This window comes from Bradyrhizobium sp. Arg816, assembly GCF_029989365.1.
Classification (GTDB): domain Bacteria; phylum Pseudomonadota; class Alphaproteobacteria; order Rhizobiales; family Xanthobacteraceae; genus Bradyrhizobium.
Genome location: NZ_JAPRAQ010000016.1, coordinates 34,355 through 48,715 on the forward strand (window position 1 = coordinate 34,355; position 14,361 = coordinate 48,715).

At 62.7% G+C, this 14,361-nt stretch carries 14 protein-coding genes and 1 pseudogene; 7 read left to right on the forward strand and 8 right to left on the reverse strand.

Features of this window, described 5'->3' with window-relative positions:
• Positions 1–30: 30 nt before the first annotated feature.
• Positions 31–405 (reverse strand): DUF2946 domain-containing protein, encoded by a 375-nt coding sequence (locus OWC48_RS30995; protein WP_282523397.1) that lies wholly within the window; start codon positions 403–405, stop codon positions 31–33.
• A 499-nt stretch (positions 406–904) separates the two neighbouring features.
• On the opposite strand from OWC48_RS30995, the gene OWC48_RS31000 reads away from it, so the two are divergent.
• The 4 genes from OWC48_RS31000 (at position 905) to OWC48_RS31015 (ending at position 5,021) form a co-directional block, all read left to right on the forward strand.
• Positions 905–1,309 (forward strand): globin, encoded by a 405-nt coding sequence (locus tag OWC48_RS31000; protein ID WP_282523398.1) that lies wholly within the window; start codon positions 905–907, stop codon positions 1,307–1,309.
• Between the two features lie 139 nt (positions 1,310–1,448).
• Positions 1,449–2,471: a sugar ABC transporter substrate-binding protein gene (locus tag OWC48_RS31005; protein WP_028155964.1), complete on the forward strand. Its 1,023-nt coding sequence runs from the start codon at positions 1,449–1,451 to the stop codon at positions 2,469–2,471.
• Positions 2,472–2,477: 6 nt separating this feature from the next.
• A complete protein-coding gene (locus OWC48_RS31010) occupies positions 2,478–3,980 on the forward strand; it encodes a sugar ABC transporter ATP-binding protein (protein WP_282523399.1) in 1,503 nt (500 codons plus the stop codon).
• Positions 3,981–3,992: 12 nt separating this feature from the next.
• Positions 3,993–5,021: an ABC transporter permease gene (locus OWC48_RS31015; protein WP_028149079.1), complete on the forward strand. Its 1,029-nt coding sequence runs from the start codon at positions 3,993–3,995 to the stop codon at positions 5,019–5,021.
• Positions 5,022–5,264: 243 nt separating this feature from the next.
• Here the strand turns inward: OWC48_RS31015 and OWC48_RS31020 are convergent.
• From OWC48_RS31020 to OWC48_RS31040, 5 genes and pseudogenes are all read right to left on the reverse strand, one after another.
• Positions 5,265–6,307: pseudogene (locus OWC48_RS31020) on the reverse strand (medium chain dehydrogenase/reductase family protein).
• 375 nt (positions 6,308–6,682) lie between these two features.
• Positions 6,683–7,483 carry a class I SAM-dependent methyltransferase gene (locus OWC48_RS31025; protein ID WP_282523401.1) on the reverse strand — a complete coding sequence of 267 codons (801 nt, stop codon included), beginning with the start codon at positions 7,481–7,483 and terminating at the stop codon, positions 6,683–6,685.
• Positions 7,484–7,635: 152 nt separating this feature from the next.
• Positions 7,636–8,424 carry an ABC transporter ATP-binding protein gene (locus OWC48_RS31030; RefSeq protein ID WP_259258893.1) on the reverse strand — a complete coding sequence of 263 codons (789 nt, stop codon included), beginning with the start codon at positions 8,422–8,424 and terminating at the stop codon, positions 7,636–7,638.
• The gene (locus tag OWC48_RS31035; protein WP_404979841.1) at positions 8,418–9,356 is read right to left on the reverse strand and encodes an ABC transporter permease; all 939 of its coding nucleotides are present in this window, start codon (positions 9,354–9,356) and stop codon (positions 8,418–8,420) included. Before OWC48_RS31035 ends, OWC48_RS31030 begins: the two co-directional genes overlap by 7 nt.
• Before the next feature lie 101 nt (positions 9,357–9,457).
• A complete protein-coding gene (locus tag OWC48_RS31040; protein WP_282523403.1) occupies positions 9,458–10,588 on the reverse strand; it encodes an ABC transporter substrate-binding protein in 1,131 nt (376 codons plus the stop codon).
• Positions 10,589–11,031: 443 nt separating this feature from the next.
• On the opposite strand from OWC48_RS31040, the gene OWC48_RS31045 reads away from it, so the two are divergent.
• From OWC48_RS31045 to OWC48_RS31055, 3 genes are all read left to right on the forward strand, one after another.
• Positions 11,032–11,376, forward strand: a complete 345-nt coding sequence (locus OWC48_RS31045; RefSeq protein ID WP_282523404.1) for a hypothetical protein — start codon at positions 11,032–11,034, stop codon at positions 11,374–11,376.
• Between the two features lie 26 nt (positions 11,377–11,402).
• Positions 11,403–11,795 carry a hypothetical protein gene (locus OWC48_RS47580; protein ID WP_404979839.1) on the forward strand — a complete coding sequence of 131 codons (393 nt, stop codon included), beginning with the start codon at positions 11,403–11,405 and terminating at the stop codon, positions 11,793–11,795.
• A 361-nt stretch (positions 11,796–12,156) separates the two neighbouring features.
• Positions 12,157–13,110, forward strand: a complete 954-nt coding sequence (locus OWC48_RS31055; protein ID WP_282523405.1) for an amidohydrolase — start codon at positions 12,157–12,159, stop codon at positions 13,108–13,110.
• 117 nt (positions 13,111–13,227) lie between these two features.
• Here OWC48_RS31055 and OWC48_RS31060 read toward each other — a convergent pair whose 3' ends face one another.
• Both OWC48_RS31060 and OWC48_RS31065 read right to left on the reverse strand, forming a co-directional pair.
• The gene (locus OWC48_RS31060) at positions 13,228–13,932 is read right to left on the reverse strand and encodes an L-2-amino-thiazoline-4-carboxylic acid hydrolase (RefSeq protein ID WP_282523406.1); all 705 of its coding nucleotides are present in this window, start codon (positions 13,930–13,932) and stop codon (positions 13,228–13,230) included.
• 41 nt (positions 13,933–13,973) lie between these two features.
• Positions 13,974–14,360 carry a RidA family protein gene (locus tag OWC48_RS31065; RefSeq protein ID WP_282523407.1) on the reverse strand — a complete coding sequence of 129 codons (387 nt, stop codon included), beginning with the start codon at positions 14,358–14,360 and terminating at the stop codon, positions 13,974–13,976.
• Between the last annotated feature and the right edge of the window lies 1 nt (position 14,361).

Genomic DNA, 14,361 nt, shown 5'->3' on the forward strand with positions numbered 1-14,361 from the left:
ACGGACGGACCGCGGCAATCACGAGGGTCGTCAGGAAAATTGAGGTGGCGCGCGCGCCTGGCCGCTTGTGCCCTTATGGATCGCGACGGCGGATACATCCGCCGCATGCCACACCACGCGCGCGGCGTGGCGGAAGGGAATGGCGAGCGCAACGTGCGGCGGCGAATCGAGCGATGCGCCTGCCTGCGCCAGGCAGCACAGCGCGCACGCGGCGCCATGTGCGGTCGGCGCGCCGGTTTGGTCGTTCAGACCGCCCTGCTCGCTGGCGCTGTGGCAGATGACGCCGGCAGACAACGGATCGGCCACGGCCTGGCCGGCCGCCAGACAGGCGGCAATCGGCGCCAGCACCTGCATCACCAAAGCGAGCAGGACCAGGGGTAGGAATTTTTGCAGCCGTGCGCGCATCCGCCGAACCATTCGTTCGCCTACGAACTAAACACCTCGCCGAGACCTGAGTCGAGGTCAGTTCCGCCGGCTTCTTGGCCCACCGCAAATTTCTCGAAAACTGTGGTCGGGCCGCCCCACCGAGGGGAAGACCGGCATTTGAGGCAGTCCGGCAATCCTGCCCCATCCACAGATTTCTTATATTTGTCATATGCTTACAAGGAAAACAGCCCGATCATTTCGTCAGCTGCTCTAATTTTGAACAATCGTTGCTGAAAATGATGACAAGTGAGAAAAGTTGATCTAGCATCCCTCTTGCTCAGGCCTGACCGTGAGGTCGAAGTCTGGTGGTCCAAGTCTCGGGAGGAGCCCCTGGCGCGCAAAACGCAGCGTCGCCCCGTCAATCAAGAGCAAATCTTAGAATCGGGGATAATAGGGTCGACACAATTTTCGAGCGGGGCTAGGGCCCCGCTCTTTTTTTGCCCGCAAGTCTTCTTTTGCCCGCATGGCTTCGATGCCGATGAGCGCTCCCTCTAATCCAATCGAAAACAGCTTCGAACTCGCAGCATCGCGTTGCGCGGATCTCACGCCACTCGTTTACCAACGGCTGTTCGAACAGCATCCCGAAACGCAGACCATGTTCCGCTCGCAGGGCAGCGAGCTGGTGATGGGATCGATGCTTGCGCTGACGATCGAGGCGATCCTCGACTTCGCTGGTGAGCGTCGGGGCCACTTCAGGCTGATCGCCTGCGAGGTCGCCTCGCACGATGGCTACGGCACTCCGCGCGAGCTGTTCATCGCGTTCTTCGCCGTCATCAGGGATACGCTGCGCGACCTGCTCGGCGACGAATGGTCGCCGGACATCGCACAGGCCTGGGACCGGCTGCTCGCCGAGATCGACGCCTTCGCCACCATTCCGGCCTGACGCTTTGCGCTGCACCAACACAAGCTGCGGCGATCTCGCGATCGATTGCAGATTGAGTGGCAGGAACTCTTGTGAGAGACTTTCGGACATCGGTCGCGCAATCAATGACGCGCCGACGAAAATTTTATGGGAGCGAGCGATGTCCGGGACGAAAGATTTCTCGACGACGAGGCGCGATCTTCTTCAGGCGGCGGCGACCGCCGGCGCCGCGACTGCCCTTCTCGGCAGCATGGGCATAAACCCCGCCCTTGCAGCCGAGGTCGGACGATCCGAGAAGCCGCTGAAGGCGGCCTTCTCCAATGCGGGCCTCCAGGCCACCTGGTGCGCCCAAGGCAAACAGGCGGCGGAATTCTGGGGCAAGCTGTTCAATGTCGAGGTGACCTGGTTCGATGGCCAGCTCGATGCGGTGAAGCAGCGCGCGGCGATCGACAACATGGCCTCGCAAAAATGGGACTTCGTCGCGATCCAGGCCTTCGGCATCGGCACCCTCACCCAGCCCGTGCAGAAGATGATCGATGCCGGCACGCCGGTGATCGACATGGACACGCTGATTGCCCCGCTCGACCAGATCAACGTCCACTCCTTCCTTGCCCCCGACAACGAGTTCATGGGCGCCTCGGTGACGCAGGCGCTGTGCAACGCCATGGGCGGCAAAGGCAAGATCATCATGACGCAGGGCGCGCTCGGCCATACCGGCGCGCAAGGCCGGGCCAAAGGCTTCAACACCGTCGTCAAGCAGTTCCCGAACATCGAGGTGCTCGACACCCAGCCCGCCGACTGGGACGTGTCGAAAACCGCGCGACTCTGGGAAACCTATCTGACCAAATATCCGCAGATCGACGCGGCATTCTTCCACAATGACGACATGGCGCTCGCCGCCGCCAACATCATGAAGGCGCGCAATCGCACCAACATCCTGATCGGCGGCGTCGATGCGATGCCACCGGCGATCCAGGCGGTGAGCGAAGGCCGCATGTTCGCGACCGTACGCAATCCGTCCTGCCGCATCCATGGCGGCGCCATCATCGCGGGCGTTTCCGCCGTGGTCGGCGGCGAGAAGAGCGGACAGGGCATTCCCAAGAACGTCGTCACCGACGGCCCGGTCGTGACCAAGGCCAACGCCGCCGGGATGCAGTGGATGCAGGATCACTTCCTGATCTGAGCCTCCATGCGAGAGGATCGTTCGCCCATCCTGGAACTACTGGGCATCACGAAGAGCTTCGGCGGCGTCGAGGCGCTTCGTGGTGTCGACTTCGCGCTCTCACCCGGCGAGATCCACGGTCTCGTCGGCGAGAACGGCGCGGGCAAAAGCACGCTGATGAAGATCATCGCCGGCGTGCACAGCGAATTCTCTGGCCGCTTCCTGATCGACGGGAAGGAGACGCATTTCCGCTCCGCCCGCGATGCGCACGCGGCCGGCATCGCCATGGTGCATCAGGAGCTCTCCGTCGCGCCCGATCTTACCGTCGCCGAGAACGTGTTCCTGGGCAACCAGCCGACCAACCGGTTCGGCCTCGTGCAATGGCGGCGCATGGCGCGCGAGGCCGGCGAGCAGCTCGCCCGATTCGGCATCGACGTCGATCCGATGTCCAGGCTCGGCGACCTCCCGATCGGGCTGCAGCAGCTGATCGAAATCGCCCGCGTGCTGTTCTCCGGCGCCCGCATCGTCATTCTGGACGAGCCGACCTCCGCCCTCTCCCCGCCCGAGGTCGAGCGGCTGTTCGCGACGCTGCGACGGCTGCGCGAGGAAGGCACTGCAATCGTCTTCATCTCTCATTTCATCGAGGACATCCTGCTTGTGTCCGACACGGTGACCGTGTTCCGCAATGGGCGGAAGGTCGCCGAGACAGCTAGCGTCGCGACCAGCAAGGGCGCGCTGATCGAGGCCATGATCGGCCGCGGCGGCGAGGCGCTCGAGCACAGCTACACCGATGACCTCATGTTGCCTCGGCCGAGCGACAGTTCCGTCGTCCTGAAGGTCGACCAATTGTCGCTGGCACGCAGCCTGAAGGACATCTCCTTCGAGGCGCGCGCCGGCGAGGTGCTCGGCATCTACGGGTTCATGGGCTGCGGCCAGCAGGAGCTGTCGCGCATCCTGTTCGGCAAGCTGAAGCCGGACGGCGGCACGCTCGCGGTCGAGGGCAAGCCAAGAACCTTCGCCAGCACGGCGGCGGCGCGGCGCGCCGGCGTGGCTCTGGTGCCCGAGAGCCGGCGCGCCATGCTGTTTCACCAGGAGCCGGTCTACAAGAACATCTCGATCAGCATTCTCGACCGCATCTCGTCGCTGCTGCTCAAGCCGGCGCAGGAGCGCGACATCGCCAGGCGCCAGGTCGAGCAGCTGCAGATCAGGCCGCCGGTGGTCGGCCTCGACCTCGGCATGCTCTCCGGCGGCAACCAGCAGAAGGTCGCGCTGGCGAAATGGCTGACCTATCCGCCGAAGCTGCTGGTGCTGTGCGAGCCGACCCGCGGCATGGATGTCGGCGCCAAGAACGACGTCATCAACATCGTCCGCGATCTCCGCGCCAAGGGGCTCGCGGTCATCGTCCTGTCGACCGAGCCGGAAACGGTGCTGTCGCTGGCCGACCGCATCCTCGTGCTCAAGCGCGGCGCATTGGTGCGGGAATTCAAGAACGAGCCGGTCAGCAAGGACCGCTTGCTGGAAGCGGCGTGACGGAGAAGCACCATGGCGAGCAGTGAGACGGCTTTGGCGGCGGGTCGGCGGCCGCGCGGCGTAGCGCCCTTCCTGCGCTCGCAGATGCGCAACATCGCGCCGTTCCTCACCCTGATCTTCCTGTCCGCCTTCTTCGCCTTTGCCAGCCCCTCCTTCGCGACGCTGGACAATCTCGGCAACATCCTCACGCAGGTGTCGGTCACCGGCATCATCGCGGTCGGCCTCACCTTCGTGATCCTCTGCGCCGAGATCGACCTCTCGATCGCCAGCATCGCCAACGTCACCGGCATCGCGGTCGCCTACTTCACGCTGCAGGAATCCTACGTCAACATCGCCAACATCCCCCTGCCCGGCGCGGTCGCGATCATCCTGTCGATCCTGCTCTGCGCGCTGCTCGGCCTCGTCAACGCGCTCGGCCTGACCGTGATCGGCATCCCCTCCTTCATCATGACGCTGGCCATGATGCAGATCGCGGCCGGCGTCTCGGCGCTGCTGGTGCGCGGCCAGATCGCCTACAAGGTGCCCGGCCTGATCACCACGCTCGGCTCGGGCTCGATCGGCGGCATCCCCTGGATCGTCATCGTCGCGGCCATCATGCTGCTCGGCGGCCATCTGGTGCTGACCTATACGCGCTTCGGCCGCTACGTCTACATGGTCGGCGGCAACCGTGAAGCGGCCGAATATTCCGGCCTCAACGTCAAGCTCATCCTCGGCGCCGTCATGGTGATCTCGGCCGTGTGCTCGGGCATCGGCGGCATGCTCGGCGTCGCCCATTTCGGGAGCGCGCAGCAGAACGAGTTCGACACCTATCTGCTCGACTCCATCGCCGCCGTCGTCGTCGGCGGCACCAGCCTGTTCGGCGGCCGCGGCGGCATCGGCAACACCATCGTCGGGCTGTTCGTTCTCGGTGTCCTGAATAACGGCCTCGACCACGTCAACATCGACAGTTTCCTGAAGATCCTGATCCGCGGCCTGATCCTGCTGGCGGCGCTGGTCATCAACGTCTACGCGCAGCGGCTGAGGGAAAAAGCGGCGGAGTAGACGGCCCTCAAAAACAAAAAACGCGAAAACAACCCCATGCACAGTAGAAGCTATGAGGAAGTTCAGCCCCTTACCAAACCCGCAATTGCGTGAGCGCGACCGCATCGACGTTTGACACGTCGGGCAAAACAGGAGCAGGATGTCATCATGGCGCCCGCTTCGAAAGGCCGGTATCTCCCCCGTCATTGCGAGCGCAGCGAAGCAATCCAGGAATCTATCCGTGGATACATGTCTGGCGCCGTCTCAGGCAGCCCGCTGGTTGTGTCGCGACGAGAGATCCGGGCACAGCACGAGCTTGCCCTCGAGGCCACCAGTCTCGAGGCGACGGTGAGCATCGGCGACCTCGTCGAAGGAGATCCGCTCGGCGACGCGCGGCCGGATGGCACCAGTTGCCAAAAGCCCGAACAGCCGCTCCAAGTCCTCCTTGAACCAGGTGGGATGTCGCGTCCGCATGGCATTTACCGAGTAAAACCGGGCCCGCTTGCCGCCGGGCAACAATCTCCACAGGTAAAGGCGCGCGATCTCCATCACGATAGGGAGCATGCGACGCTGTGCTTGCACGCTCGCCGAGAAACCGATGGCACAGAGCAGTCCGCCTGGCTTGAGCGCCGCGTATGAGCGGCGATAGCCGTCTTCGCCAACGCCGTCGACGATGACGTCGAACCCGCCCGGCAGGACCCGCGTGAAGTCCTCATGCTTGTAGTCGATCGGCGTTGCGCCTAGCTCTCGGACGAGCGCCATGTGCTCGCCGCGCGCGGTGCCCCACAGCTCGATGCCGGCCAGTCTCCCGAGCACGAGCAGCGCCTGGCCGACCGCGCCGGCGGCGCCGTGCACGAGCACGCGCTGGCCTCGCTGGACCCGGGCCGCGCGGTGCAGAAGCTGGTACGCGGTCGTCCAGCTCAAGATCAACGTGGCCGCCTCCGCCGCGTCTACGCCCTCCGGCACGCGGGCCACGTCGTTCGCCCGAAGCGTGCGATAGTCGGCGTTTGACCCGACCACCGTCATGTCGGCCACGCGGTCGCCAATCTGAAAGTCGTGCACGCCTTCACCGAGCTGATCGATTGCCCCGACCACGTCGTAGCCCATTACGAACGGCGGCCGGAGGCCCATCGTTTGCGGGTATAGATGGCGCCTGATCAACACCTCGGTGTAGTTGAGGCTCGACGCAAGTACACGGACCCGCAGCTCGCCCGGCTGGCGGTCGGCAAGGGAGCGTCGACCACCTCCAGCCTCTCGGGATCACCGAAGAGGCTGACTTGAACAACTCGATTGCGCGGCTCCATCATCGGCGATCTCCTTGCAATGTCGTGATCCAGCGCAAGGACGGGCACACTTCCGCAACGACTTTGCATCGCCACCTCGGCAAGCATTGAGGATATGGCCGGCCTGAAGTTCTACCTTGATCTGGCTCAAAGCAGCCAGTCCGATGGGGACGGCCCAGTAGAGCCGAAGGTCCATTTTGGTCCCGAGCCGAAGAAGCCCAAGAAGCCTCGCAGGTATCGGCTGTCAGGGGCAGACCGGACCTCTCTCGCGTGCCCCTCGGCCGCTGCTTCTGACCCCAAAGCTGACCTCGCCCATCGCGACAATTCCGAAGGCCGCCGCGCGATTCGGTGAACGATTTCGGGTTCAGGACCTCCGAAGAGACGGCTCTGGCCGGTGAGTTAGGGAACGATGCCTCGGCACGCCCACGCGACGTTTGCAAAGGACCTCGGGCCATCTGGCCGGCCGGCCTCGTAGGCATCGCGCACGGCGGCATCGGTGCGCGCTCGCTCCGCAGCGTCGAGCGCTGCCACATACGTACCGAGCGGACCTTCGCCAGCGGCAATCGGCGCCCAATAGTCGGCAAAGCTTTTGTAGTCCATGCGGATCATCAGCTCCACTTCCGCAATGTCCACGAGACCCTGTTCGGCAAAAGTCCGTCGCAGTTCGCCCGGCTGCATCATCGGTTGAAAGCAATAGCGACTGCGCAGCTGGCGCCCGCTTTCACCGAGTGCCGCGACCGTGTCGACCATCATTCGCATGCCGGGCATGCCGCCGAGATGATCCCACACCGCTGCCGCGACCACGCCGCCGGACCGAACGACGCGGCGCATCTCGGCTACTGCTTTGCCCGCTTCGGGAACGAAGTGGAGCACGAGAAGCGCCAAAGCGCGATCGAACGTGCCGCCCTCAAAGGGCAGTGCACAGGCATCAGCCTGCCGGACTTTTATTCGCGGGTTTGTGTTGCGCCGGATCACGTCCTCGACAAAGACTGGTGAATAGTCGATCGCGGTAATCTCGGCGAGGTCGGCGGCTCTGGCCAGCGTGAAGGTCAGGCTACCGGTGCCGCAGCCGATGTCGAGAATCCTTTCGCCGTCGGAAACCCCTGTGAAGTCGATGAAGAGCCCCGCGAGTCTTCGGCTCCAGCGGCCCATGAGCTGCTCATAGCCCGCGGCGTTGTGGACGTTGAATTCTGAGGTCATCGAAGTGTCCGTGCGCTTCCCAAATTTATAGATCCCCACGAGGTGGCTACATAGCCGCTAACACAATCGCGTTGCGATCGCGGCAAGCACGCCGTGCTGCTTGCTCTGTGATGCGTATGAAAATATCCGTCACGGCGAGCTCCTTTTGACGGCTACCATGCCTCATCGAGGCCGAGTTGCTCGAACACCTCGCGACGAAGCTCAACGAAGTGCGGATCGCCCCGGTGGCGAGGATAGGGCTGGCTGTTGACGACTTCGGCCTTGATCCGTGCAGGTCGGTCGCTCAGCACGATGACGCGGCCGGCGAGCAAGAGCGCCTCCTCGACATCGTGCGTGACAAGCAGCGCCGTGAAGCGCGAGCGCTGCCAAAGTGATACAAGTTCCGCCTGCATCGCGATGCGCGTCAGCGAGTCGAGCTGGCCCAAAGGTTCGTCGAGAATGAGCAGCTTCGGGTCGTTGACAAGCGCACGCGCCAGAGCGGCGCGTTGCGCCATGCCACCGGAAAGCTGGTGCGGGTAGGCATTGGCGAAGCCCGTGAGCCCCACCAGGCGCAAGGCGTCTTCGATACGCCCGCCATGAGTGCGTAGCAACCCGCGGGCTTCCAGACCGAGTGCAACGTTGCTCCGTACCGTCCGCCATGGATAGAGCGTTGGGTCTTGAAAAACGACGACGCGCGACGGATCGGGTGCTTCGATCTCTCTTCCCTCCGCTAGCAGGGAGCCGGCTGTTGGAGTGTCGAGCCCCGCGACCAGCCGCAGCAGGGTCGATTTTCCGCACCCACTCGGACCCAGGAGAGCGACAAATTCGCCGCGGCCGACCTGAAGGCTGATGCGGTCCAATACCGGCAGGGGCTGCCCTTCGAGATCGAAGCTGTGGCTCACTTCGCGGAGCGTTAGCGTCGATCCACGGACCGCGTGATCGCTTGCGATCGCCGCTACCATCGCACCAGACCTTTCTGCCAGGATAGCAGGCGGTCCCGCAAGCGGAACAGCAGCGTGATCAGCCCGGAGCACAAGAACGCCATAAGCAGCAGCGCGGCGTACATATTGGCATAGGCCGCCCAACCTTGCGCCCATTGCAGGTACCAGCCGAGCCCCGCCTTCACGCCCAGCATCTCGGCTACGACAAGAACCGCAAACGAGTTGCCGAGACCCATGAACAGGCCGACAAAGACATGTGGCATTGCCGCCGGAATGGCAACCTTGAGCACGAGGAAGCGCTGGGTTGCTCCCAATGTCCGCGCAATATCGTAATAGGCGCTCTTCACGCAGGCGACGCCCGACCAGGTCAGCACGGTGACCGGAAACCCGGTGGCGAGCGCAATCAGGAAAATGCTGGCGCTGAAGCTCGACGGGAAAACGAAAAATGCGAGCGGCAGCCAAGCTGTCGCGGGCAGCGGCCCGATGAACCGCAAAACTGGATGGATCCAATAACCGGCGAGCCGCGACCAGCCGATCGCCACGCCGGTTACGAACCCCACCGCCGCACCGAGAAAATAACCGGTCGCGAGCAGACGCGCTGAGGCGAAGATGCCTTCAGCCAGCCGCCCCCAATCATCGATTACGACTTCGACAATGGCCTGCGGCGGCGGAAAGAACGGCAACGGCAGCAATCCGAGCTTCGCCGTGACGGCCTCCCAGGCAGCAAAAAACAGCGCGAGCGCAAACAGCCACGGGGAGAGCCGCTGGAGACGCTGAAAAGCACCAAAACGAACGCCTGCAAAGGCTGCCAAGGCAAGGGCAACGGCCAATACGGCGCAGGCGATGGCGAAGCTGCCCGTGTAGGTCCAATCGCTTTCGGGCTTATCCGGCCAGAACGCAGTGAGCGCGGCAACCACAAGCCATGCGGCGGCCACAGACAGTCCGCCGATCAACGACCGAGTGGTCGAACTTTCAAAGAAGCCGAAACCAGATTTCTGTGATGGCCTCGGCACTTCATCGATGACCGAGCTCACTGCGAATCTTCCCAATCGGCTCAGCTTAGAACGTCAAGATAAATCCGGTCGGCGAACTTGGCCGGGTCAGTGCTTCGCTTCATGACGTTCACTGCCTTGAGTTCGTCGGTGTAGAGTAGAAGCTGCTTCTTGAGCGTGGCCCCGACCGGGTGATTGTGGTGAGTATGGCTGCGATACATGGTGGCGAGATCCCCTACGGATCCTCTCCCGCCGTAGCCCGAATAGATTGCTGCGGCATCGGCGGGATCGCTGGCAACTAGGTCTGCCCCCTCCAGTATCGATCGGGTCAGAGCGGCCGCCACCGGCATGTCGCTTCGGGTGAGGCTGCCACGTATCGCGAGAACGCAGCAGGTGCGGTCGGCGAATTCGCCCGTCAAGTTCGTCGCGATCTCGTTGAGTTTGCCTTCCTTGAGCCAGAGGTAGGGCAGCGGATCTATCTCGGCCAGCGCCTGCACTTCGCCCTTGTCGACGGCAAGCGCGAGCAGATTGGCCGGGTACTGGCGCCACTCTACCTCTTGGGCCGGATCGATGCCCTTTTTGGCGAGGTAGATCGAAAAAAAGTTCTTCGCTGGGCTCGATTGATCGCTAATCCCGATAGCCTTGCCGCGCAGGGATTCCAGGCTGTCAATATTCGCAGCCTTGGAGCCGAGGAGCCGGATGCAGCCGCCGTGCACACCCGCGGTGATCCGAACGTCGAAACCTTGCTCCAGCGGTTTGAGCCAGCGCAGGGCCAATCCCAAACCGGCATCCGCCTTGCCAGTTGCAATCGCCTCCAACAACTGGTCGGTCGAACCGCCGAAATTGACGAATTCGACATCGAGGTTGTGCTTGGCGAAGATACCCCGCTCCTTTGCGACTGCCGCAGCGACGGTGCACGCCGCGTTCGCATTCCAGGCAAGTTTGAGTTGACGGGGTGGGCCCTGCAGCTCTTCGCTGTTCGCTGCGGCGCGGCAAATAAGAGGCTCGCCAGGAATATAAGACAGCGATCCAGTCCCGGATGCCGTCAGCGCGCGAGCCGCTCCGAACATTCCAAACGGCGCCGCAGCGCCGAGGGTGCAAACCAACGTCAGCACCGAGCGGCGGGAGAAGGCGCCCCGCTTCGCTTCGGTCAGACCTTCCGTCAAGCTGTTGCCAATTTCGCGCTTTTCCATGTGTCACTCCCAAACTCGCGTGTGAATGGAATAGAACTGGGCGGCGCTTTGCGGGGCCTTAGCTCACCTCTCTTTGGGCATCATCCGAGCCCGTCTGCTACACAGGTGTGAAGAGCCTCACATTAACGCAAAAAATTGGAAGGAGATAGCTGCGCGGCGATTAAGGCTCTTGTCAATCGTGTTGACCTACTCACGGCGGCGTCTGTCGCATTTGATCGCGATCGGCGCGAGTAGATGGTCAATATCTGAATTGGGCACACGCACCAGCATGCATGAAGCCTGCGTTCCGCGAATTGAGCAACGCCTGTACCGAGATCACGCAGGATAGGCTGAACTTCGACGCTAAGTTCAGCATGCTCTGGAATGGTCGGCTTCCCGCTTCGCTAGCTTGATCCCGGGAATGGCATCAATGTTGCGCCGGGCCATACCTACAAGGAGGTCGCATGATTACCGCCATTGTACGATACACACTGCCGCCGAAGATCGACTACGCCGCGTGTCGCGAGCACTTTCACAAGATCGCCCCCAACTTCCGCGGGGTGACGGGGCTGATCAGCAAGCACTTCATCTGGTCCGAAAGCGGCTGGGCGGGTGGCGTGTACCAGTGGGAGCGTATCGAGGACGCTACGGCGTTCTATACCGGGCCGTGGCTCGAGGGCATCATCCAGCGCTACGGCATGAAGCCGCAGATCGATTTTTACGAGGTCTTTGCGCTAACAGACAACACGCACGGCAGGGTTGAGCTGTTCAAGGAGACCGTTGCCTCCAATGACCCCGAGCAGATCTAGCTCATCTGCTGCGCTAGCGCGTAGAGGTGACGGCGTGGCTGGCCAACTGCAAGAATGTCGAGATTGACCCCAAGGCGACATCGGCTGCCTGCGCGACGAAGTTCGGCCGAACTCACAAGAACCCTTCTCTCAGTGGCTACCGATGTTACGGACGAGCAGACACCGGCCTTAAATGGCATAGCGACGCGGATGACTCCATCCGGAGCGACCTCAAAGGCCGCTTCCGCGCCAACGTACTCGCCGTGATCCGCTATGCCAAGATCCATGGCGCCCGGCATCGGCCCTGGCTCACCGCGATGTTGGCGTGGCGACCCACCAAGCTCGCTGCCATCGCGCTCGCCAACAAACTCGCCAGGATGGCATGGGCGATGATGGCCAGGAACGAACGCTACCAGGTACCCGCCGCTCTCACGGCGTAAACGAGATTACAGCCGGACACACCGGTGTGACGTAACGGTTGGAAAGTTGGAAGGACGAACAGCACGTCATGCAGTGCCGGTCGATCGGCGATCAGGACAGCCCACTTGGGCCATGGCATCTTTGAATGCAGAGCGGACGCCGCCCGGTTTGGCCGCCCCATGGGCGGCTTTTGACCCACCTGAGACATGCGCGGTTCAGGACTGTTGCGGCGCAAATTGACCGTTGACCCCTATTTCTATGTTCGCAATTTCCTGATGTGATCGCCAATATTGCAAGCCAATTGCTATGATCCCCGCTCAGGGGCGCCGTGTCGATCACCATCATGTCGTGACTAAAACTATAGAACAGGAAGGACATCACATGCCTTCACGCCGTGGTTTTCTGACCGGCACCGTCGCGACCGGCGTCGCGCTGTCAATGCAGCACGCCACGGCAACAGTCGCGCAGCAAAAACGAGTGATCGTCGATTCGCAGGTTCACCTGTGGCCGGCGAACACCCCGGAAAGACCCTGGCTCGCCGGTGGCAAACCACAGCTTCCGGAGCCCTTCACCATCGAGCGGATAACTCCACTGATGGACGAGGCTGGCGTCGATCGCGTCGTCATCGTTCCGCCGGTGTCGCTCGAAGGCGAGCGCATCGACTATGCCCAGGAGGCGGTCAAACGGTCCCCGGGCCGCTTCGCCATCATGGCGCGTGTCGCCCTCGACAAGCCCGACCGCGCAGCACGGCTTGCGACTTGGCGCGACCAGCCCGGCGTGCTGGGCGTGAGGTTGAACTTCGGCCCCGGCGAAGCGGCGTGGCTGACAGACGGAACCGCGGACTGGTTCTGGCCGGCGGCGGAGAAGGCCCGCCTGCCTGTGATGTTTCTCACGTCGGGCCAGACGTCGCTGTTCGCGCGCATCGCCGAGCGACACCCGCAACTTACACTCATCATCGACCACATGGGCGTCGGCGCGGGCTTGCGCCCTCGTCCTGGTTCATCGGAATCCGGGAGAAACAACACGGTGCCGGAAGCCATCGCCCAGTCGGTCGCGCTCGCAAAATATCCGAATGTGTCGGTGAAGTTATCGTCGGTACCGCTGATTTCGACCGAGCCGTATCCATTCCGTGACGTGATCCCGCATATCCACCGCCTGTTCGACGCCTACGGCCCGGAGCGCTGCCACTGGGGAACAGATGTCACCAATTCATTCGCCCGGGCCACCTACCGGCAGCGCGTGACGCAATTCACGGAGGAGCTTCCGTTCCTCACCGAAAGTGACAAGGACTGGATCATGGGTCGCGCGATCCTGGCGCGGCTTCGCTGGACGTGAACCAAGCTTGCTGCGGTGCATGAGTCCACTTATGGCCCATCGCGTCATTTCGCTGCGATGCGCAATTTGATCGCTACCGAGGCATAGCGGACTTTCGCGAGCCGTCAGCGCGGCCGATTATGGGTTCACGGCCTCATCCGGCGGGAACCGCGAGAAGCGGAAATTGCAGTGGCTCGCGCCGCCCGCCAGCGTTTGTGTCCTTTCCAGGCGGATGCCGCGCGCTGCGTAGGCGACGAAATCGAGGCCGCAGATGTTCGGCAGGATGTCCTTGTCCCCGTGGCGCGCTGCGAGCTTGCAGAAGCCGCAGGCCGTGTAGTTGATGCCGAATTCGAAGCTGTCTTGCGGACCCGGCTCTACGAAATCGTAGACGAAGTCTTCCGGAAACTCCTCCTGATGAGCTTTTGTAACGCTCCTTGCCGCCTGCTCGCGCAGCAAGTCCTGGTTCCCCGGTGACATGAATTGCCGCCCTGAGGCGAGACGCTCCGCTTCTGATACGGTCAGCAATTGCGCCTTGTAGGTGTCTCGCTCGATCTCGCCAATCACAGGCACCGGCACCCCGTGTCGTCGCAGCACCCGGCTGACGGCCATAAAGCCCATGAGACGCATGAAGAAATCGCTCATGCGGCTTGCCGCGCCGCCGACATAGGGCATCTGGGTGAGGACAATCTCGAATTCGTCTATCACCTCCCGCCTGATCCCGTCGATGTCGACGAGATGCGTGCGCTCGCGCAGCATCGCTTCGGCAAGGTCGAGCCGCTCACGCATGGCGGTCTCCATTGCGCTCCGATGCGTCTGGTAGAAGGGATGGATCATCTCAGCCATTGGACACCTGACGGCTCGTTGCAAGGTTGGCGAAGCCGGCTTCATTCCGCGGCGATCGCCTCGATCTCCAGCAGCCATTTGCTGTCAACAGTCTCGACGACCACGACCGTCAACGCCGGCCGATGTTCGCCGAGCACCTTGCTGCGAATGGTGCGGTTAGTCACGACTTGAGTCCGGTCAGTCAGGAACGTGGTGACCTTGACCAGATGCTCGACGCCAAGGCCCGCGGCGGCGAGCACCTCGATCACGTTGCGCCAGGCCTGTGCGCACTGCGCCTCGAAACCTTCGGGCACGGCGCCGTCAGTTTTCTCGGGCACCTGACCACTGATGAACAACAGGCGACGATGCTGCGTCAATTCAAGTCCCATGCTGTAACCGCCGGCGGGAGGATGGACCGTCGCGGGATTGTGATTGACGATGTGAGCCATG